Annotated in this window: 17 protein-coding genes; 11 read left to right on the top strand and 6 right to left on the bottom strand. The window is 72.3% G+C overall.

Going from position 1 to position 19875, the window contains the following annotated elements; all coding sequences use genetic code 11:
- Positions 1-7 precede the first annotated feature (7 nt).
- The gene (locus tag CP974_RS19735) at positions 8-1642 is read left to right on the top strand and encodes an N-acyl-D-amino-acid deacylase family protein (RefSeq protein ID WP_031130504.1); all 1635 of its coding nucleotides are present in this window, start codon (positions 8-10) and stop codon (positions 1640-1642) included.
- 176 nt (positions 1643-1818) lie between these two features.
- On the opposite strand, the gene mptB is transcribed toward CP974_RS19735, so the two are convergent.
- The gene (gene mptB / locus CP974_RS19730) at positions 1819-3291 is read right to left on the bottom strand and encodes a polyprenol phosphomannose-dependent alpha 1,6 mannosyltransferase MptB (protein WP_031130506.1); all 1473 of its coding nucleotides are present in this window, start codon (positions 3289-3291) and stop codon (positions 1819-1821) included.
- A gap of 173 nt (positions 3292-3464) precedes the next feature.
- Between mptB and CP974_RS19725 the strand changes: the two genes are divergently transcribed.
- Both CP974_RS19725 and CP974_RS19720 read left to right on the top strand, forming a co-directional pair.
- Positions 3465-4676, top strand: coding sequence for a pyridoxal phosphate-dependent aminotransferase (locus CP974_RS19725; protein WP_031130508.1), 1212 nt, complete (start codon positions 3465-3467; stop codon positions 4674-4676).
- A 121-nt stretch (positions 4677-4797) separates the two neighbouring features.
- Positions 4798-5190: an SCO4983 family protein gene (locus CP974_RS19720; RefSeq protein ID WP_031130510.1), complete on the top strand. Its 393-nt coding sequence runs from the start codon at positions 4798-4800 to the stop codon at positions 5188-5190.
- Between the two features lie 290 nt (positions 5191-5480).
- On the opposite strand, the gene CP974_RS19715 is transcribed toward CP974_RS19720, so the two are convergent.
- Positions 5481-7304: a phosphoenolpyruvate carboxykinase (GTP) gene (locus CP974_RS19715; protein ID WP_031130511.1), complete on the bottom strand. Its 1824-nt coding sequence runs from the start codon at positions 7302-7304 to the stop codon at positions 5481-5483.
- A gap of 196 nt (positions 7305-7500) precedes the next feature.
- Between CP974_RS19715 and trhA the strand changes: the two genes are divergently transcribed.
- Positions 7501-8190 (top strand): PAQR family membrane homeostasis protein TrhA, encoded by a 690-nt coding sequence (gene trhA, locus CP974_RS19710; protein ID WP_031130513.1) that lies wholly within the window; start codon positions 7501-7503, stop codon positions 8188-8190.
- 260 nt (positions 8191-8450) lie between these two features.
- On the opposite strand, the gene CP974_RS19705 is transcribed toward trhA, so the two are convergent.
- Entirely contained in the window at positions 8451-9146 is a 696-nt protein-coding gene (locus tag CP974_RS19705) for an SDR family NAD(P)-dependent oxidoreductase (RefSeq protein ID WP_031130515.1), read from the bottom strand.
- Between the two features lie 103 nt (positions 9147-9249).
- On the opposite strand from CP974_RS19705, the gene CP974_RS19700 reads away from it, so the two are divergent.
- Positions 9250-10215, top strand: a complete 966-nt coding sequence (locus tag CP974_RS19700; protein ID WP_078915527.1) for a helix-turn-helix domain-containing protein — start codon at positions 9250-9252, stop codon at positions 10213-10215.
- A 66-nt stretch (positions 10216-10281) separates the two neighbouring features.
- Here CP974_RS19700 and CP974_RS19695 read toward each other — a convergent pair whose 3' ends face one another.
- Positions 10282-12321 carry a thioredoxin domain-containing protein gene (locus CP974_RS19695; protein ID WP_031130518.1) on the bottom strand — a complete coding sequence of 680 codons (2040 nt, stop codon included), beginning with the start codon at positions 12319-12321 and terminating at the stop codon, positions 10282-10284.
- 412 nt (positions 12322-12733) lie between these two features.
- Here CP974_RS19695 and CP974_RS19690 point away from each other — a divergent pair, with 412 nt between their 5' ends.
- From CP974_RS19690 to CP974_RS19675, 4 genes are all read left to right on the top strand, one after another.
- Positions 12734-13474 carry an NUDIX hydrolase gene (locus CP974_RS19690; protein ID WP_031130520.1) on the top strand — a complete coding sequence of 247 codons (741 nt, stop codon included), beginning with the start codon at positions 12734-12736 and terminating at the stop codon, positions 13472-13474.
- A gap of 4 nt (positions 13475-13478) precedes the next feature.
- A complete protein-coding gene (locus CP974_RS19685) occupies positions 13479-14642 on the top strand; it encodes a 5'-methylthioadenosine/S-adenosylhomocysteine nucleosidase family protein (RefSeq protein WP_031130522.1) in 1164 nt (387 codons plus the stop codon).
- Positions 14639-16615, top strand: coding sequence for a hypothetical protein (locus CP974_RS19680; protein ID WP_031130524.1), 1977 nt, complete (start codon positions 14639-14641; stop codon positions 16613-16615). The genes CP974_RS19685 and CP974_RS19680 overlap by 4 nt, the downstream gene beginning before the upstream one ends.
- An 89-nt stretch (positions 16616-16704) precedes the next feature.
- A complete protein-coding gene (locus tag CP974_RS19675; RefSeq protein ID WP_031130526.1) occupies positions 16705-17244 on the top strand; it encodes a hypothetical protein in 540 nt (179 codons plus the stop codon).
- A 140-nt stretch (positions 17245-17384) separates the two neighbouring features.
- On the opposite strand, the gene CP974_RS19670 is transcribed toward CP974_RS19675, so the two are convergent.
- Together CP974_RS19670 and mca are read right to left on the bottom strand one after the other, a co-directional pair.
- Positions 17385-17618, bottom strand: a complete 234-nt coding sequence (locus CP974_RS19670; protein WP_037937571.1) for a hypothetical protein — start codon at positions 17616-17618, stop codon at positions 17385-17387.
- Complete coding sequence (gene mca / locus CP974_RS19665; RefSeq protein ID WP_037937574.1) at positions 17611-18492, bottom strand: mycothiol conjugate amidase Mca; 882 nt, start codon at positions 18490-18492, stop codon at positions 17611-17613. The genes CP974_RS19670 and mca overlap by 8 nt, the downstream gene beginning before the upstream one ends.
- A gap of 95 nt (positions 18493-18587) precedes the next feature.
- On the opposite strand from mca, the gene CP974_RS19660 reads away from it, so the two are divergent.
- On the top strand, positions 18588-18989 hold the full coding sequence (locus CP974_RS19660; protein ID WP_031130531.1) for a DUF4307 domain-containing protein: 402 nt from the start codon (positions 18588-18590) through the stop codon (positions 18987-18989).
- 210 nt (positions 18990-19199) lie between these two features.
- A complete protein-coding gene (greA, locus tag CP974_RS19655) occupies positions 19200-19697 on the top strand; it encodes a transcription elongation factor GreA (RefSeq protein WP_031130533.1) in 498 nt (165 codons plus the stop codon).
- Positions 19698-19875: the final 178 nt, after the last annotated feature.

Below are 19875 nucleotides of genomic sequence, written 5' to 3'. Positions count from 1 at the left end.
GGCCGTCGTGGAGCTGGTCATCAGGGGCGCCCGGGTCGTGGACGGCACGGGCGGGCCGTCGTACCGGGCGGACGTGGGCGTCTCCGGGGGCCGCGTCGCCGCCGTACGCCGCGAGGGCGGCGGCGGGGGACGGGGCGGGGGCGGACGGGGCGGGGGCGGACGGGGCGGGGGCGGACGGCCGCTGTCGGGCGCCCGGACGCTGGACGCGGCGGGGCTGGTGCTGGCGCCCGGGTTCGTGGACATGCACGCCCACAGCGACCTGGCGCTGCTGCGGGACCCGGCGCACGAGGCGAAGGTCGCGCAGGGCGTGACGCTGGAGGTCCTCGGGCAGGACGGCCTGTCGTACGCGCCGGTGGACGACCGGACGCTGGACGAGGTCCGGGCGGCCATCGCGGGCTGGAACGGCGACCTCGCGGACACCGGCCCGGACTGGCGGACCGTCGGCGACTACCTGGACCGCCTCGACCGGGGCTTCGGCGGGCAGGGCATCGCGGTGAACGCCGCCTACCTGGTGCCGCACGGAACGGTGCGGGCGTACGCGATGGGGTGGGCGGACCGCCCGCCGACCGGCGCCGAGCTGGACCGGATGCGGCGGCTCGTCGCCCAGGGCCTCCGGGAGGGGGCGGTCGGCATGTCGTCGGGGCTCACGTACCCGCCGGGCATGTACGCGGACCGGGGCGAGCTGGCCGCGCTGTGCCGGGTCGTCGCCGGGTACGGCGGCTACCACTGCCCGCACCACCGCTCGTACGGGGCGGGCGCGCTCGGGGCGTACGCGGAGATGCTGGACCTGGCCCGGGAGACGGGCTGCGCCCTGCACCTGGCGCACGCCACCCTGAACTTCGGCGTGAACGAGGGCCGCGCTCCCGAGCTGCTGGCGCTGCTGGACGGGGCGCTGGCGGACGGCGTGGACGTGACGCTCGACTCGTACCCGTACACGCCGGGGTGCACGACGCTGGCGGCGCTGCTGCCGGGGTGGGCGCACGAGGGCGGCCCGGAGGCGCTGCTGGCGCGGCTGCGGGACGACGAGGTGGCCGGGCGGATCGGGCACGCGCTGGAGGTGACCGGGTCGGACGGCTGCCACGGCGTCCCGGTGGACTGGGGCACGGTGGAGGTGTCGGGCGTCTCCGACCCGGCGCTGGGGCGGTACGTCGGGTCGCGGCCGGCGGGCTGGGCGGAGGCGCGGCGGCTGCTGCTGGCCGACCGGCTCGGCACGGCGGTGCTCCAGCACGTGGGGCACGAGGGCAACGTACGGGCGATCATGCGGCACCGGGTGCACACGGGCGGCTCGGACGGCATCCTGCACGGCGCGAAGCCGCACCCGCGGGCGTACGGCACCTTCCCGCACTACCTGGGGCGGTACGTGCGGGAGCTGGGGGTGCTGTCGCTGGAGGAGGCGGTGGCGCACCTGACGTCCCGCCCGGCGGCGCGGCTGCGGCTCGCGGACCGGGGGCTCGTGCGGGAGGGGTACCGGGCGGACCTGGTGCTGTTCGACCCGGAGACGGTGGCGGCGGGCGCCACGTTCGCGGCGCCCCGCACCCTGCCGGTCGGGATACCGCACGTGCTGGTGAACGGGCGGTTCGCGGTGCGCGACGGGCGGCGCACGGACGTGCTGGCGGGCCGCTCGGTACGCCGCACGGCCTGACCGCCCCCGCCCCGCCCGGACCGGCCCCCTCGTACCGACCGCCCCGCCCAGGCCGCACCGCCAGGAACCCGCCGCCCTCGCACCGCCCCCCCTACCGGACCACCCCGACCGCACCGGACCCGGCCGAGCCCGACCGCCCCGACCCGCACCGACCCGCACCGCACCGCCCCCCGGCCTCAGGCCCGGGAGGGTTCGCGTTCCTCCGCGCGGCGCGGGGACGGCAGCCACACCCCGCCCGCGAAGTCGGAGCGGCGCAGCAGGAGGTGGGCGCCGATCGCGCAGGCGACGGCGGCCAGGGCGAAGCCGTACGCCGGGGTGCGGCCGTCCGGCGCGGTGACGTACACCAGGCCGGCCGACAGGACGGTGACGGCGCGGCCGGTGCGGCCGTTCCAGGCGGTGGCGGCGAGCGGCGGCACGGCCCACAGCAGGTACCAGGGCTGGACCATCGGGGAGAGCGCGACGAGCGCGAGGAAGGCGAGGCCCAGGGCGTGCAGCGGGTCCACCCGGCCGCGCGCCACGCAGGAGGCGAGGTACGCGACGAGGGCGAGGGCCAGGGTGAGGCCCATGGCCTGCACGGCCCGCTTGACCGGGTCCGGTTCGGCGCCGGACAGGTAGTACATGGACTCGCCGAGGGCGGCGCCCAGGTCGCTGGTGAGGGACAGGGCGGTGTGGATGGTCCCGGCGACGCTCTGGGTGCGCAGCCAGCCGAAGCCGGTGCCCGCGCCCAGCGTCGCCGCGGCGGCGACACCGGCGGCGACCGCGCCGGGGCCGAGCACGCCCTTGGCGACGCGCCGTATCAGCGGGCCGGCCGTCTCGCGGCCGACGACGACGCCGATGAACAGCAGCGCGAGCCCCGCCGGCGTCTTGATCATCATGGCGAGGGCGACGAGGACGGTGCCCGCGACCCAGCGGCCCCGGCGCACGGCGAGCGCGGTGCCGGCGAGGACCAGCCCGGCCATGAGCCCGTCGTTGTGGAGGCCGCCGACGACGTGGACGAGGAGCAGCGGGTTGAGGACGCCCAGCCACAGGGCGCCGGAGGTGGACCCGCGCGGCGCGAGCCGGAGCAGCCCCCAGAACAGCAGGGCGAGCGCGGCCAGGGCGGCGAGTCGCATGCCGAGCACGGCCGGCACGATGCTGCCGGCCGTCACGACGGCGACCAGCTCGGCGAGGAGCAGGAACACCGGGCCGTACGGGGCGGGGGTGTCCGTCCAGTGCCCCCCGACGCTGGCGGCGGCGGCCCCGCCGATGCCGTCGGGCGCCAGGACCGACGGCCCCAGGCGGTACACGTCGTGGCCCTCGACGACCATGGCGCCCTGCGCGATGTAGCTGTAGACGTCGGCGCTGTACAGGGGCGGGGCGAGGAGCAGCGGCGCGGCCCACCAGCCGAGCGTCACGGCGGTGGCCCGGCCGCCGACGGCGGCGCCGGCGGCGACGAGGCGGCCGTACCTCCACCAGGCGACGACCAGGAGGGTGAGCCCGGCCAGGGCGAGGAGCACGCCGGGCCGCGCGGTGTCCTGCGCCCGCGCGAACCACAGGCCCCACGGGTCGCGGGCCGGCATGCTTCCGGCGGCCCATCCGCCCAGGGCCACCCCGACCGAGCCGACAGCGCCCAGCCGCCTGCATCCGGCGACGCTCCTCAAGGACCACATGGGCGACCAACCTACCCGCCCGCACCGGAAACCCACCCGCCCTTGCCGGCCCCCCACGCGCGGCCCCAGGCGGCCTCCACGCAGCTCCACGCGGCCCCGCACCGCCCGGCACCCGGACGCGGCGTGGCGCAAAACACGGGGCATCGGGCGCCGGGCGCCCGTAAGCTCCGAGCATGCAGGTCATCCAGTCAACGAAGCTCGCCAACGTCTGCTACGAGATCCGCGGCCCGGTGCTCGACGAGGCGATGCGGCTGGAGGCGGCGGGTCACCGGATCCTGAAGCTCAACACGGGCAACCCGGCCGCCTTCGGCTTCGAGTGCCCGCCCGCCATCCTGGAGGACGTCCTGCGCAACCTGCGCGACGCCCACGGGTACGGCGACGCGAAGGGCCTGCTGTCGGCGCGCCGGGCGGTGATGAGCCACTACGAGACCAAGGGCATCCACCTCTCCGTCGAGGACGTCTACCTCGGCAACGGCGTCTCCGAGCTGATCCAGATGGCGATGCAGGCGCTGCTGGACGACGGCGACGAGGTCCTGGTGCCCGCCCCGGACTACCCGCTGTGGACGGCGTCCGTCGCCCTGTCGGGCGGTACGCCGGTGCACTACCGGTGCGACGAGCAGTCCGACTGGATGCCCGACCTGGCCGACATCGAGCGGAAGATCACCGACCGCACCAAGGCACTGGTGATCATCAACCCGAACAACCCGACGGGCGCCGTCTACGACGACGAGATGCTGCGCGGCCTCACCGAGATCGCCCGCCGCCACAACCTGGTCGTGTGCTCGGACGAGATCTACGACAAGATCCTCTACGACGGCGCCACCCACACCCCGACCGCCGCGATCGCCCCGGACCTGCTGTGCCTGACGTTCAACGGCATGTCCAAGAACTACCGGGTGGCCGGCTACCGCAGCGGCTGGCTCGCGGTGTGCGGCCCCAAGGCGCACGCCTCCTCGTACATCGAGGGCCTGACGATCCTGGCCAACATGCGCCTGTGCGCCAACATGCCGGCGCAGCACGCTATCGCCGCCGCCCTGCAGGGCCGCCAGTCGATAGAGGCGCTGGTCGCGCCGGGCGGCCGGCTGCTGGAGCAGCGGAACGCGGCGTACGAGCGGCTGATCGACATCCCGGGTGTGAGCTGCGTGAAGCCGAAGGGCGCGCTGTACCTGTTCCCGCGCCTGGACCCGGCGGTCTACAAGATCAAGGACGACCGGCAGATGGTCCTCGACCTGCTGCGCGCGGAGAAGATCATGGTGGTGCACGGGACGGGCTTCAACTGGCACGAGCCGGACCACTTCCGGATCGTGACGCTGCCGAACACCACGGAGCTGGTCGACGCGGTGACCCGGATCGGCACCTTCCTGGACGGCTACGGCCAGCACTGACGCCGCCGCCGGCCCCACCCCGCACCCCGGCGGCCCGGCGCCCCGAACCTTGGCCCGAACTCAACTTTAGACTGGTTCCAATGTAGGATGGTCTCCTGTCCAAGAGCAGGAGGCCGTCCCCATGTACGAACCGATCCGCACCAAGTCGGTCCACCGGACGGCCGACGACGACCACGGCCGGTTCCCGCACCGCTCCCGCGAGGAGGAGCTGGACATCCAGCTCGCCGGGCACCTGGCGGCGCTGCTCGCCGTCACCGACGAGCTGGGCGACCGCGCCGCGGCCGAGCGCATCGCCCGGCAGGTGGCCCGGCTGCGCGGCGCCCCGCCCGCCCGGCACGCCGGGCTGACCGGCGCGGACACCCCCGCGCTCCACCGCCGCGCCCACACCCTCGCCGGACGCGCCCTGGTCGTCGCGGCCTCCCGCGCCGACACCGCCGCCGCCATCCTCGCCGCCGAGCGCATGGACGCCCACGCGGCGGCCCTGGACGCGGCCGGCCTGGTCGGCACGGCCTGACCGGCACGACGACCTGACCGGCACGGCCCGACCCGCACGACGACCTGACCGGCACCGCCCGACCGGCACCCGCGAGGCACCGCAGCGCCCGCGGGCCGCACCCGCGAGGAGACCACGTCCGCGCCGGAACCCCCCACCCACCACGAACGACGAACCCGGCCCCCGGGACGAGACGAACCCCCGGAACGGCGGGTGCCGTTCCGGGGGTTCTCACCGGCCGCGGCCCGGCCGGGTGACTCCACAGGTCAGGGCGTTGTCGGTCGGCCCGGCCGCGGGTCTGCGGGGCCGGGTCAGCCCAGGCGGGAGACGAGCGCCCGGTACTCGTCCCACAGCTCCTTCGGCGTGTGGTCGCCGAAGGTGTTCAGGTGGTCGGGGATGAGGGCCGCCTCCTCGCGCCACACGTCGGCGTCGACCTTGAGCAGGAAGTCGAGGTCCTCCTCCGGCAGGTCGAGGCCGTCGGTGTCGAGCGCGTCGCGCGCCGGCAGGATGCCGATCGGGGTCTCGACGCCCCCGGCCCTGCCGTCCAGGCGCTCGACGATCCACTTCAGGACGCGGCTGTTCTCGCCGAAGCCCGGCCACACGAACTTGCCCGCGTCGTTCTTGCGGAACCAGTTCACGTAGTAGATCTTCGGCAGCTTCGCCTGGTCGGCGCTCTTGCCGACCTTGATCCAGTGGGCCATGTAGTCGCCCATGTTGTAGCCGCAGAAGGGCAGCATCGCGAAGGGGTCGCGGCGCAGCTCGCCGACCTTGCCCTCGGCGGCGGCCGTCTTCTCGGAGGCGACGTTGGCGCCGAGGAAGACGCCGTGCTGCCAGTCGAAGGACTCGGTGACCAGCGGGACGGCGGAGGCGCGGCGGCCACCGAAGAGGATCGCGGAGATCGGGACGCCCTTGGGGTCCTCCCACTCGGGCGCGATGATCGGGCACTGCGAGGCGGGCACGGTGAAGCGGGCGTTCGGGTGGGCGGCCGGGGTGCCGGACTCCGGCGTCCAGTCGTTGCCCTTCCAGTCGGTCAGGTGGGCGGGCGTCTCCTCGGTCATGCCCTCCCACCACACGTCGCCGTCGTCGGTGAGCGCGACGTTGGTGAAGACGGCGTTGCCCCACAGGGTCTTCATGGCGTTGGCGTTGGTGTGCTCGCCGGTGCCCGGCGCGACGCCGAAGAAGCCCGCCTCGGGGTTGATCGCGTACAGCCGGCCGTCCTCGCCGAACCGCATCCAGGCGATGTCGTCGCCGATGGTCTCGACGGTCCAGCCGGAGATCGTGGGCTCCAGCATCGCGAGGTTCGTCTTGCCGCACGCGGACGGGAAGGCGGCGGCGACGTACTTGGCCTCGCCCTGCGGCGGGGTCAGCTTCAGGATGAGCATGTGCTCGGCGAGCCAGCCCTCGTCGCGGGCCATGACGGACGCGATGCGCAGGGCGTAGCACTTCTTGCCGAGCAGGGCGTTGCCGCCGTAGCCGGAGCCGTAGGACCAGATCTCGCGGGTCTCGGGGAAGTGCGAGATGTACTTGGTGGAGTTGCACGGCCACGGGACGTCGGCCTGGCCGGGCTCCAGCGGGGCGCCGAGGGTGTGGACGGCCTTGACGAAGAAGCCGTCGTCGCCCAGCTCGTCCAGCACGGCCTGGCCCATGCGGGTCATGGTGCGCATGGAGACCGCGACGTAGGCGGAGTCGGTGATCTCGACGCCGATCGCGGAGAGCGGGGAGCCGAGGGGGCCCATGCAGAACGGGACGACGTACATGGTGCGGCCCCGCATCGAGCCGCGGAAGATCCCCTGCTCCCCGGCGAAGACCTCGCGCATCTCGGCGGGGGCCTTCCAGTGGTTGGTCGGGCCCGCGTCCTCCTCCTTCTCGGAGCAGATGAAGGTGCGGTCCTCGACGCGCGCGACGTCGGTCGGGTCGGAGGCGGCGTAGTACGAGTGGGGGCGCTTGACCGGGTCCAGCTTCCTGAACGTGCCCTTGGCCACGAGCTCTTCGCACAGGCGCTCGTACTCGGCCTCGGAGCCGTCGCACCAGACCACCTGGTCCGGCTGCGTGATCGCCGCGATCTCGTCGACCCAGGCCCGCAGGGCCTGGTGCTGGGTGGGGACGGTGCTGGGAGCCGCGTTCTCGCGCGCCACGGTTGCTCCTTGTTGAGGGGTTTGTGGTTGGTGCCCCGTGGGGGCTGCGACCCGGACGCTGCGTTGTGCGCGCTCATCCGGTGCCGACCGCACTCATTTGATCATCCGACGGGAATGCGCATATGTCCAGAGGGCCCCTCACGTGAGCATCGCCACGTGTGTCCCCCTCCCACGGCGGCGTCGGTAGCATTCCGGCATGACCGCCGCCGTGACCGAGCAGTCCGAAGCCGACAGCACTCCGAGCCACTCGCCCCTCAAGCCGCGGCTGCGCGGCTGGCTGCACGCGGGGATGTTCCCCGCCGTCCTCATCGCCGGGCTGGTGCTCACCGCCCTCGCCGACTCGACGCGCGGCCGCATCGCCTGCGGCGTCTACGTGCTCACGGCGTGCCTCCTCTTCGGCGTGAGCGCCCTGTACCACCGGGGGAACTGGGGCCCGCGCGCCACGGCCGTGCTGCGCCGGCTGGACCACGCCAACATCTTCCTGATCATCGCGGGGACGTATACCCCGCTGACGCTGCTCCTGCTCCCGGACTCCACCGCGCGGGTGCTGCTGTGGGCCGTCTGGGCCGCCGCGGCTGCGGGCATCGCGTTCCGCGTCTTCTGGGTCGGCGCCCCGCGCTGGCTCTACACACCGTGCTACATCGCCATGGGCTGGGCGGCCGTCTTCTTCCTGCCGGACTTCCTGCGCGAGGGCGGCATCGCGGTGCTGGTCCTCGTCGTGGTCGGCGGGGTCCTCTACAGCGTCGGCGGGATGGTGTACGGGCTGAAGCGCCCGAACCCGTCACCGCGCTGGTTCGGCTTCCACGAGGTGTTCCACTCCCTGACGCTGGCGGCGTTCGCGGTGCACTACGTGGGCATCTCCCTGGTCGCGTACGAGCACGGCTAGACGGGACGCCTCACCTCCTCGCGCGGGCCGGGCCCGAACCGTCTTCGTCGCGTCCTCGGCCGGACCCGGTCTCGCGCCGCCCGGACAGGGCGCAGCGGGACGGTGGCGACCGCGCCGAACGAGGGTGCGGCCCTCCTCGCCCTGGGGCGCCGGCCGGGCCGGTCAACCGGATCACAGGTCTCCCGGCCGGCCCGCCGCGCCGGGCCCCGGCACGGCGGAGAGGCGGGACCGGCCGTCTTCTTCCGAACCGTCCGGGAGCGCTACCAGGCCATCGCGCCGTGCCGGTCACGGAAGGCCCCGGTCGGCCCGTCCCTCCCGATGGTGGCGAGTGCGACGATCGCGTCGGTCCCCTCGGTCACCGTCTGCGGGCCGCTGTGGCCGTTGAAGTCGGTCGCCGTGTAGCCGGGGTCGGCCGCGTTCACCTTCACGTCCGGCCAGGCCTTCGCGTACTGCGTGGTCAGCATGGTCACGGCAGCCTTCGACGCCGTGTAGAGCGGTACCACGAACCGGCCCTCGACGCGCCCGGTGTCATGGGTGGCCGCGAAGGAGCCCATGCCGCTCGACACATTGACGATGACCGGGTTCGCCGACTTCCGCAGGAGGGGAAGGAACGCGTGCGTCACGCGGACGATCCCCACGACGTTGACCTCGAACACCGCCCTGGCGTCGGCGGCCGTGATCTGGTCGGCGGCGTCGTGGGTGCCCAGGATTCCCGCGTTGTTGACCAGGACGTCGACGCTCCCCTCGTGAGCCCCGACGTCGGCGGCGGCCGCGGCCACGGACGCGTCGTCGGTCACGTCGATCCGTACGAACCGGGCACCGAGTGCGTCGGCGGCCGCCTGGCCGCGCCGGGGGTCGCGCGCACCGACGATGACGGTGTGGCCTGCCTCCTTCAGCCGGCGGGCGGTCTCGTACCCGAGGGACCTGTTGGCACCCGTGATGAATGTGGTCGTCATGCGTTCACTCTCGACTGGGGGAGAGACGGGGCACCAGCGCCCTCCGCGACGGTAGGACTGCCGGTACCAGGCACAGCGGCCGCCCGGCGGACACAATGGCCGAGTGGACGAGACCCTTGGCACGGCGCTGCGCCGCTGGCGCGACCGGCTTTCCCCCGTGGACATCGGGCGGACTGCGCGGCCCGGACGGCGCGCGGCCGGGCTGAGGCGCGAGGAACTGGCCGAACTCGCCGGGCTCTCCGTCGACTACGTGGTGCGGCTGGAACAGGGGCGCGCCAGGAACCCGTCGGCGCAGGTCGTCGCGAGCCTGGCCCGGGCGCTGCGCCTGGAGCCCGAGGAGCGCGATCACGCCTACCGGCTGGCCGGCCTCCTGCCCCCGCACGACGGGACGATCTCCACCCGTGTTCCGGCGGGGGTCCAGCGGATGCTGGCGCGTCTCGGGGACCTGCCCGCGGGCGTGTTCAGCGCCGACTGGACCCTGCTGTCCTGGACTCCGGCTTGGGCAGCACTGCTGGGCGACCCCGGCGGACGGACACACACCGAACGGAATCTGGTGCGGGCTGCCTTCGCCTCGGGGCCCAGGGGGCTCGCCGCCTGGCCCGTGCGGCAGGACGGCGACATCCTGCACTCCGCCCTCGTCGCCGACCTGCGTGCGGCCCTCGTCACCTATCCCCACGACCGTGGACTGGTCGAGCTCGTGGAGGAACTGCGCTCCACCCGTGCGGACTTCGCCCGCCTGTGGGACGAGGGCGCGGTCGGTCTGCATGCGTCGGTCCGCAAGACCGTCGTGCATCCCCGGGTCGGCGACGTGGTGTGCGACTGCGATGTGCTCACCGTCCCGGGCTGCGACGTGCGTCTCCTGGTCTACACGGTGGCCGCGGGCTCCCTCGACGCCGAGAAGCTGGAGTTCCTTCGGGTCACGAACGGAGTCGGCGCCGACGGCTCTCCGCCTCCGCGACCCAGACCGTTCCCGGTGCCGTCGCGACCCGACCGGCCGGACCGGTCGGGCGGCACAGCCGCCGCGTGCCGCGGCGGGGCGCGGCGGACACCGGTGGAACCGATCCCATGAGACGGCACCGTCGGACACCCGGCCCCGCGCCCCGCCGCCACCGGCCGCCTCCCGCCGCCTCCCCCGTCAGCGGGCGCCGAGCTGCCGGGCGAGCCGGTCCGCGTCCGTCGTCGGAGCCTCGCAGGTGAAGTGGCGGCACACGTACGCGGCCGGGCGCCCGTCCACCAGCGGCCGGTCCCGCAGCAGCGGGAACTCCCCACCGTCCGGCTCGCCCACCGCGACCACCGCGCCCGGCGCCGTGCCCCGCAGCGCCACCCGGTGCAGGGCGGCCCGGTCCGGGTCGCCCGCCGGACCGGCGACGGCCACCTCGCGGGGCCCGTCCAGCAGCGCCTCCGCCACCGCGAGGCCCCAGCCGATGAACCGGGGCGCGCGCGGGCCGAGCGCCCCGACCACGGCGAGCGCCCGCTCCGCGGCGGTCCGGTGCGCCTCCGACCCGGTGTGCGCGGCGTACGACAGCAGCGCCCCCGCGGCGGCGGTCCAGCCGGACGGGGCCGCGTTGTCGGTGGGGTCCTGGGGGCGGCGGATCAGCGGCTCGGCGTCGTGCGCGGTGTCGAACAGCTCGCCGCCCTCGCCGCGGAACCGGTCCAGCACGATGCCGAGCAGCAGGCCGGCGAACTCCAGCCAGACCCCCTCGCCGGTGACGGCGGCCAGCGCGAGGAAGCCCTCCGCCACGTCGCCGTAGTCCTCCAGCACCCCGGCGTGCCCGCCGGAGCGCCCGTCCCTGGAGGTGCGGGCGAGCCGCCCGCCCTCGTCGAGGTGGACCCGCACCAGCAGGTCGGCCGCCTCGGTGGCGCGCTCCACCAGGTCGGGGCGGTCGAAGCAGGCCCCGGCCTCGGCGAGCGCGGCGACGGCGAGGCCGTTCCACGCGGCGACCACCTTGTCGTCCCGGCCCGGCCTGGGCCGCTGGTCCCGCGCGGCGAGCAGCCGCGCGCGGATGCCGGACAGCCGCTCCGCGTCGGCGACCCCGGCATCCTGCGGGAGCCGGAGCACGGAGGCGCCCTCCTCGAAGGTGCCCTCCTCGGTCACGCCGTGGAGCCGCGCGGCGTACGCGGCGTCGTCCTCGCCCAGCGCCTCGCGCAGTTGCGCGGGGGTCCACACGTAGTACGCGCCCTCGACGTGCCGCCCGGTGCCGTCGTCGGAGTCGGCGTCCAGCGCGGACGCGAACCCGCCCTCGGGCGTGCGCAGCTCGCGCACCATGAAGTCGGCGGTCTCCAGCGCGACCCGCCGCGCGAGGTCACTGCCGGTGGCCCGCCACAGATGCGTGTACACCCGGCACAGGAGCGCGTTGTCATAGAGCATCTTCTCGAAGTGGGGCACCAAAGGCCCACCGGCCCTCGGCGTGAGCACGTACCGGTGGAATCCGCCTCCCACCTGGTCGTACAGGCTCGAACGAGCCATCGCGCCGCACAGCCCTTCCACCATCTCCAGCGCTGCCACGGAGCCGGCCCGCGCGTGGTGGCGCAACAGGAACTCGATCACCATCGACGGCGGGAACTTGGTGTCTCCCTTGAACCACCCGCTCGCAGGATCGATGTCCCGGGTCAGTTGGAGGAGGGCCAGAGCCTGGGTCTCCTCGGTGGGCGTCCCGGCATCCCCCGTACTCAGCTCTCGCCCGGCAAGGTCCCGAGTGATCTTCCCCGCGACTTCTCCCACCTCGCCCCGTCGGCTCGTCCAGGCGTGGTGCACGCCTTCAAGCACCTGGCGGAAGGACGGCATGCCGTGCCGGGGGGCGGGCGGGAAGTAGGTGCCGAAGTAGAAGGGCTCCCCGTCCGGCGTCATGAACACGGACATGGGCCAGCCGCCCTGCCCGGTGGCGGCCTGCACGGCCTCCATGTACACGGCGTCCACATCGGGCCGCTCCTCGCGGTCCACCTTGACGGACACGAAGTGCTCGTTCAGGTACGCGGCGGTGTCGCCGTCCTCGAAGGACTCGTGCGCCATGACGTGGCACCAGTGGCAGGCGCTGTAGCCGACGCTCAAGAACACGGGGACGTCGCGCCGCCGGGCTTCCTCGAACGCGTCGGTCTCCCATGGCCACCAGTCGACGGGGTTGTCCGCGTGCTGGAGGAGGTACGGGGACGTGGCCTGCGCAAGTCGGTTCGGCATACCCTCATCCTTGCGCACACCGCCTCCGCCCCGCCCATGCGCCACAGGGGCGACGCGCGAGCGGGCCGAAGGGCTCCGGCTCCGGGTTCACACGGCTGGACCGGCCGGCGACTGGCGGCACCGCACCGCCACAGCCCTCGACCGGTGGACCGGGAGGGCTCGAGGAACGCCCCGCACCGCGCGCACCACGGCGGCCCGCTCCCCGGGTCCGTGGAGCACTCGTCGGCGCAACGGGCTTCAGGACGGTCCCGTTCTCAGACGCTCAGGCCATACCCTCCGCCCTTGCTGGCGGCCGTCAGGCCGACCCACTCGGCGGCCCTGCGCGTGACGACGATGCTCAGCCACGGCAAGGACGGGCCTCGCGAACCCCCCTTCTTGTGTGAGTGACAGTTACTGAAGTACGGTGCTGCGCATGCCAACTGACAGCTGGTCACCGCCGTCCGTACTCCTCACGGTCGACCTCGTGATCCTGACGCTGCGCGAAGGTCGGCTGTGCGTCCTTCTCGTGGAGCGCGGCGAGGATCCCTATCGGGGCATACGGGCTCTGCCCGGCGGATTCCTGAACCACGAGGGCGAGGGCATCCTGGACGCCGCCCATCGCGAGCTGAGGGAGGAAACCTCCCTGACCGCCGACTGCGTGCATCTCGAGCAGTACGCCACGTACGGAGATCCGGGGCGCGACCCACGGGGGCGGGTCGTCTCCATGGCCCACCTGGCGATCGCGCCGAGCCTCCCCGACCCGGTCGCGGGTACGGATGCCGCCGATGCCGCGTGGGTGCCCGCGGACTCCATCCTGTCCGGTGAGGTGGAGCTGGCCTTCGATCACCGCCGGATCGCGACGGACGGCATAGAACAGGCACGTACCAAGCTCGAATTCTCGGCACTTGCCACAGCCTTCTGCGCAGAGACCTTCACCATTGTCGAGTTGCAGCAGGTGTACGAGGCGGTCTGGGGTGTCGAGATCGACACCCGCAATTTCTATCGGAAAGTCAAAGCGGCGAACGGGTTCATCGTGCCCGCCGGTTCGAGTCGAAAAGCGACGGGAGGCCGGCCCGCACGCCTGTACCGGGCCGGGCCGCAGGCCGCGTTGTTCCCGCCGCTGATCCGGCCCGCGTCATCCACGACGGCCGAGAACACAGGAACGGAAGGGTAGAGAGATGCGGAAAGACCTGGTGGTGGTTCTCACCGCCCTGAACCTCGAGTACCAGGCCGTACACCAGAGGCTGGCCGATCCCCGGTTACACCGGCATGAGCGGGGGACGCGCTTCGAGGTGGGAACCGTGCGGGGCACCTCGTGCCGTGTCGCGCTCGGCCTGACGAGCAAGGGGAATCAATCCGCCGCAGTGATCGCTGAGCGCGCCATTCAGGAGTTCTCGCCGGTAGCCGTGTTGTTCGTCGGCGTCGCCGGCGCCCTGTGGGACAGCGCCAGGCTGGGCGACGTGGTGGTGGCGACGCATGTGTACGCCTACCAGGGCGGGACCAGCGAGGACGACGGGCTCAAGGCCCGCCCCCGGGTGTGGGAGGCGCCACACGACATCAGCCAGCTCGCCGCGCATCTGGCCCGCGTGAACGACTGGACTGACGGAGGGCCCGGCCGGGGACGTGCACCGCAGGTGCGCTTCGGCGCGATCGCCGCCGGCGAGATCGTGCAGAACTCGAGGATCTCGGCCGAGGCCCGGTGGATCCGGCAGCACTACAACGACGCCCTCGCCATCGAGATGGAGGCCGCGGGCGTGGCCCAGGCCGGTCACCTCAACGGCGCGCCGGTCGCGATCATCCGGGGAATCAGCGATCGAGCGGACGGCACGAAGAGCAGCGCGAAGGACCGTAGCCAGCAGCCGCGGGCCGCGGCCAACGCGGCGGCCTTCGCCACACGGCTGGCCGTGGAACTGGTGAGCGACCAGGAGCAGTCCACCACCCCTCGGGCCGGTGCGGACCGCTCGGCCGGCCGACCCGCCGGGCACGTCAGCAACACGGCCCATCACAGCACCGTCGGCATCATGGCCAGCTCGGTCCAGGGCAGCAACGTCTATCTCAACGCGAACCCCGAGGACACCAGTCCGAAGGATCTGGTCGCGGAGCTGGACGGTCTCCGCGCGGACCTGATGCTGCACCACGCGGAGGGCGCTCTCGACGAGGACACCTTCCGCGAGGCACTGGTCGATCTGGGCTCCGCCCGCCAGGCGGCGGCAAGGAAGGCTCCCGAATCGTCCAAGCGGACGGTCCTGGCCCTCAAGAGGCTGCGCGGCCTCGTCTCGGAGCATCCCCCACTGGCGGACAGGCTGACGCCCCTGATCGATGCGGCGGGCGGCTTGGCATGAGCGACGGCTACGGTTTCACGCACCACTCGGCGGCATACGATTCCACCGTCGGAATCCAGGCCGAGACCGTGCACAACTCCAATGTGTACTTCGTTCATCCCGACGCCTCTCCTGAGGAGAAGTACAGGGTCGGCGTGCGGCTCCTGGAGAATGGCATCCCCAGCCGTGCCCGCGAGATGTTCACCGACGCGATCACTCACGGATACGACAACGCGGAGGTCCGCTTCCACTGGGTGCTCGCCATGCTCAGTGCACGCGCTTACCACGACCTCGACGCCGAAGAGGTTCAGCGGCTGCACCATGCCTCCGGGCTCGTACGCGCCTACGCAGCGGGAGAGTGGAAGGACGCCCTGCACCTCATCTTCGAGCTGCTGGCGATGCTCAGCGCCGCGGACGGCGGCGACACAGGGCGCGTACTGGAGCGACTACGGGACCTTCCGCTGCACCAGAGCGAGGCGATCCTCCGTCACCTCGACCTCGTGCTCTCGGGAGGGCTGAAGGACGATCTGTGGGCGGAGAACCGCGAGCGGGCCAAGGCGGATCGCTTCGGCAACGACCGGATACGGCGAATCTGGGCCTACTTCGAACCCGACCCGATCGGGCCCCGGGCCCTGCCGCCCCGCCCGAGCACCGCTGACGCCGCCCAGGCCGCCTTCCCCATCCGAGCGGCCCTGTTCGCCGTCAGCAGCGCGCTCCTCTGGATCCTGGCTCTGGTCGCAGACCCGGCCGAGGCAGTTCTCGAGTTGCTGGTGGTGCTCGGTGCGAGCTGGACCGCCGCCCGCTTCGGCCGTGAATGGTGGTACCAGGAGGCCAGGCCGGATGCTGCGACCGAGCCCCCCGTCTCCGATCCCGCCATCGCCGGGGACGGTTTCACCAAGCGCGTCCGGAGTTCGTTCGACCACTATTTCGCGATCCGCGCGCCCCATGGATTCACCACACACGACTGGCTCGCACATACCGCCCACGTCCGCAGCAGCCTCGCCACGGAGATAGCGCTCCTCTATCGGGAGAGCCGCATCGCGGTGGACCGGGTCAACTGGTTGATCCGCCACCTCGCCGAGGACGCCCGCGACCGCCACAACAGCGGCACCCTGTTCGATCACCACCCCCGGGACCGGACTCCGGCCACGGCGAAGGCCGTGTCCGTGGCCGCTCTCGCCCTTCTCGGCCTGGCGGCCCTGAACATGCTCGGAACAGCGGCCTCAGGTGCCGGCACGTCGCAGACGCCCCTCGCCGTCCTGGCCGCGATCGGCGTGGGCTGGTCCGGGCGCGCGGCCGCTACCTCGTGGCTGGAGGTCCGGCGTGAAGAACGCCGACTGGCCAGGGAAACCCGGAACTACGAGAACTCCATGACCGAGCGGCAGATCGCCTACCGGAAATGGAAGTCGCTCCTCGACGCCACGCGGCCCACCGAGCCGGAGATGGAGACCTGGCTCACCTGCGACAAGGTCCTGTTCATCGACGAAGCCCTTCGGCATTACCAGCTCACCTGGCGCGACCTGATCACCCACACCATCCTGGTCACGCCGGCCCGCCCCTACAAGCGGGGGCGCGCGAGGGGCGGCCCCTGGCGATACTCACGCCACAGCTTCCGGCTGTTCCTGGTCACGCAGGACGGGGTCCGCGAGATCAGCACGGAATTCGATTTCACCGACGGGAAACGCGGAAACGAGCAGCGAAGCAACTACCGCTTCGATTCCCTGTCCTCCGTGCAGGTGACCGAGGACATCCGCACAGGTTACGACCTGGAACTCGTCCTCACCAACGGACCGGCCAGGAATATTCGCGTCAAGGATGCCGACGCCCATCAACTGGCGCCGGACGAGAACGCCGAGGAAATCTCCGAGATCAACCTCAACGCGGCCGGCTTCGTCCACACCTTCCGCCTCCTGGAGGGAATCGCGGCGGACGGAAAGGGCTGGATCGAACGAAACAACCCCGGCAAGATTCCCTCCTTCCACGCCGCCGACTGAGCGCTCCGCGACCTCGGGGCGGGCAGGGAGCAGAAGCACCGGTTCCCTGCCCGCCCGCTCGTCGGCCCACCCCCGACCCGAGATGAGGAATGGCTGTGCCTCCCGCAGACGACGTGACCGAGGGCAAACTCCTACTGGCCGAATACGACCGCATCAAGGAAGAGCAGAAGACCCGAATAGGCTTCCGTGACAATCTGCTCTACTTCACGCTCGCCGCCATTACCGCGGTTGCGGCGATCACCGTCGAGAGCGGGCAGTCTCACCTCCTGCTCGCCGTCCCCGTGATCTCGCTGGTCCTGGGCTGGACCTACCTGGTCAACGACGAGAAGATCTCGACGATCGGCTGCTACATCCGCGACAAGCTGGGCCCACGGCTGGCCGAGCTCACCGCCGCCCGCGACACGGTGTTCGCCTGGGAGACCTATCACCGCGACGACGCGAACCGCACCACACGGAAGCGCCTTCAAACCGCTGTGGACCTGTTCACCTACCTGGCCTTGCCGATGATCTGCGTGACCGCGTTCTGGTGCTCTCGCGCTGCACACCCTTTACTCGTGGCCGTCTCGCTCGCACAGACGCTCGCCCTGGCCGTACTGGGCTGGCAGTTCCTGCGCTACACGGAGCGGTGAGCAGAAACGGTGACAACGCCAGGCCCGCCCCACGGCTGACCGTGGCGGCGGCCGGCGGCAGACGGGGCACCGCAACGACATGCCCCGCAGGCCGCCGTCGCCGGGGCGGGCGTCCCGGCGGCGGCGGTCTGTGGGGCGGGCTACTCCCGGGGGGCGGAGCCGGTCGGGCGGGCGGGGGCGGGCCGCTCCGGGGCCTCCTCGAAGTCGACCCGGTTCATGTGCCGGTTCATCGACTTCATCAGGGCCCACACGGCGACGGCCATGACGGCGAAGACGACGAAGCCGAGGACGCCGGGCGTCACCTTGTTCTCGTCCAGCTCGGCGGCGAGGGGGACGAGCTGGGTCAGTGCCTGGTGTGCGCTCATGTCAGACATTGTCCCGGATGCCCGCGAACAGGTCGCTCTCGGGGAGGTCGGTGTCCACGAGGGACCTGGCCAGCTCGTACTCCTCGGTCGGCCAGATCTCCTTCTGGATCTCCATGGGGACGTGGAACCAGCCGCCGTCAGGGTCGATCTGCGTGCGGTGGGCGATCAGCGCCTTGTCGCGGGTCTCGAAGAAGTCGGCGCACGGCACGAAGGTGGTGAGCGTGCGCTCCGCGCGCTGGAACTCCTCCCACCGCTTGAGCCAGTCCCCGTACGGCGACTCCAGGCCGCGCTCCAGCAGCGCGTCGTGCAGCGCCTGGGTGCGCGGGCGGTTGAAGCCCTGGTTGTAGTAGACCTTCAGCGGCTGCCAGGCGGGGCCGAACTCCGCCTCCGGGTACTTGTCGGTGTCCGTCGCCCCGTCGAACGCCACCATCGTGATCTTGTGGGTCATGATGTGGTCGGGGTGCGGGTAGCCGCCGTTCTCGTCGTAGGTGGTGATCACCTGCGGGCGGAACGCCCGGATCGACCTGACCAGCCGGCCGGCCGCCTCGTCCACGTCCTCCAGCGCGAAGCACCCCTGCGGCAGCGGCGGCAGCGGGTCGCCCTCCGGGAGGCCGGAGTCCACGAAGCCGAGCCACTCCTGCCGGACGCCCAGGATCTGCCGCGCCTCGTCCATCTCCTTGCGCCGCACCTCGTGGATGTTCTCCTCGATGTACGGGTCGCCCTGGAGCTTGGGGTTGAGGACGGAGCCGCGCTCGCCGCCCGTGCACGTCACGACGAGCACGTCCACCCCCTCGGACACGTACTTGGCCATGGTGGCCGCGCCCTTGCTCGACTCGTCGTCGGGGTGGGCGTGCACTGCCATCAGTCGCAGCTGCTCAGTCAAGACTGGTCCTCAATGATTGGTCAGGTCGCTCGGCTTCTATAGTGACGGAATCGGCGCGGGGGATATTCCGTCGTTCGGCGTACGAGAGGAAGATCATGGGCGTGACGGGCGAGCGGCTCCCGGAGGGCCGGTACGGCCGCGCCGCCGAGGCGCGCGCGGACCGCGGACTCAAGATCGCCGGTGCCGTTCTCGGGGCCGGGCTGCTCGCGCTGATCGGCTGGTTCGGTTACGACTACATCGCGGGCCAGAAGGTCAGCGGCGAGATGATCAAGTTCGACATCGCGGCGGCGGACCGGGTGGACGTGCACCTGGAGGTGCGCAAGGCCGACGGCGCGAAGGGGTACTGCACGGTGCGGGCCCTCGCGGAGAGCGGCGCGGAGGTGGGCCGCAAGGAGGTCCGCTTCGACCAGGCCGCGGCGCGGATCGACGAGGTGGTCGCGGTCCGTACGACGGAGCGGGCCACGGCCGCCCAGCTGCTCGGCTGCACCGCGGACTGACACCCCCGCGCGGGGCCTGCCGACCGCCCCCCGCGGGGCCGCCGGACCGCTCACGGCACCCCGTGCCACCTGCGGAGTCGGTTATTCCGTGACTTTCGTCCTCCCCTTCCGGGCGCCTAATTGTTAGGCTCGTGGTTTCGCCCTCCCGGTAAGGCCGCATGCTTCTGGTAGGGCGATGCTTTGTATACCCGGCACCGACGAGGAGCACCTGTGACCCAGACCAGCGACAACGTCACCTGGCTCACCCAGGAGGCGTACAACCAGCTCAAGGCCGAGCTGGAGTACCTGTCTGGTCCCGCGCGAACCGAGATCGCCGCGAAGATCGCCGCGGCGCGCGAGGAGGGGGACCTGCGCGAGAACGGCGGGTACCACGCGGCCAAGGAGGAGCAGGGCAAGCAGGAGCTGCGGGTGCGCCAGCTCACCCAGCTCCTGGAGCACGCGAAGGTCGGTGAGGCCCCCGCCGAGACGGGTGTGGTGGCTCCCGGCATGGTCGTGACGATCGCCTTCGACGGCGACGAGGACGACACGGTGACCTTCCTGCTGGCCTCCCGGGAGTACGCCAGCTCCGACATCGAGACCTACTCCCCGCAGTCCCCGCTGGGCTCGGGCGTGAACGGCAAGAAGGTCGGCGAGGACGCCGAGTACGAGCTGCCGAACGGCAAGACGGCGTCGGTCCGCATCCTGGACGCCAAGCCGTACCAGGGCTGATCCGGCGCATCGGCGCGCAGGTGCGTCCGGCACCTGTGGCGCTCGGACGTACGGACATACGGGCGCTCGGGCGCTCGGGCGCTCGGTGAAGGGCCGGGCGCGGCACCGCGATGGTGCCGCGCCCGGCCCTTCGCCATGGGCGCGGGCCCCGGCCGGTCGGGGTCCGGCCCGGAGCGGG

The organism is Streptomyces fradiae ATCC 10745 = DSM 40063, from assembly GCF_008704425.1.
Taxonomy (GTDB): Bacteria; Actinomycetota; Actinomycetes; order Streptomycetales; family Streptomycetaceae; genus Streptomyces; species Streptomyces fradiae.
This window is presented reverse-complemented; position numbering and strand designations above follow the sequence as displayed.

Coding starts and splice junctions, on each gene's coding strand:
- mptB (WP_031130506.1), bottom strand. CDS start 3,291: ATGTGGTCCTTGAGGAGCGTCGCCGGATGCAGGCGGCTGGGCGCTGTC.
- CP974_RS19725 (WP_031130508.1), top strand. CDS start 3,465: ATGCAGGTCATCCAGTCAACGAAGCTCGCCAACGTCTGCTACGAGATC.
- CP974_RS19720 (WP_031130510.1), top strand. CDS start 4,798: ATGTACGAACCGATCCGCACCAAGTCGGTCCACCGGACGGCCGACGAC.
- trhA (WP_031130513.1), top strand. CDS start 7,501: ATGACCGCCGCCGTGACCGAGCAGTCCGAAGCCGACAGCACTCCGAGC.
- CP974_RS19705 (WP_031130515.1), bottom strand. CDS start 9,146: ATGACGACCACATTCATCACGGGTGCCAACAGGTCCCTCGGGTACGAG.
- CP974_RS19695 (WP_031130518.1), bottom strand. CDS start 12,321: ATGCCGAACCGACTTGCGCAGGCCACGTCCCCGTACCTCCTCCAGCAC.
- CP974_RS19690 (WP_031130520.1), top strand. CDS start 12,734: ATGCCAACTGACAGCTGGTCACCGCCGTCCGTACTCCTCACGGTCGAC.
- CP974_RS19685 (WP_031130522.1), top strand. CDS start 13,479: ATGCGGAAAGACCTGGTGGTGGTTCTCACCGCCCTGAACCTCGAGTAC.
- CP974_RS19680 (WP_031130524.1), top strand. CDS start 14,639: ATGAGCGACGGCTACGGTTTCACGCACCACTCGGCGGCATACGATTCC.
- CP974_RS19675 (WP_031130526.1), top strand. CDS start 16,705: ATGGCTGTGCCTCCCGCAGACGACGTGACCGAGGGCAAACTCCTACTG.
- CP974_RS19670 (WP_037937571.1), bottom strand. CDS start 17,618: ATGTCTGACATGAGCGCACACCAGGCACTGACCCAGCTCGTCCCCCTC.
- CP974_RS19660 (WP_031130531.1), top strand. CDS start 18,588: ATGGGCGTGACGGGCGAGCGGCTCCCGGAGGGCCGGTACGGCCGCGCC.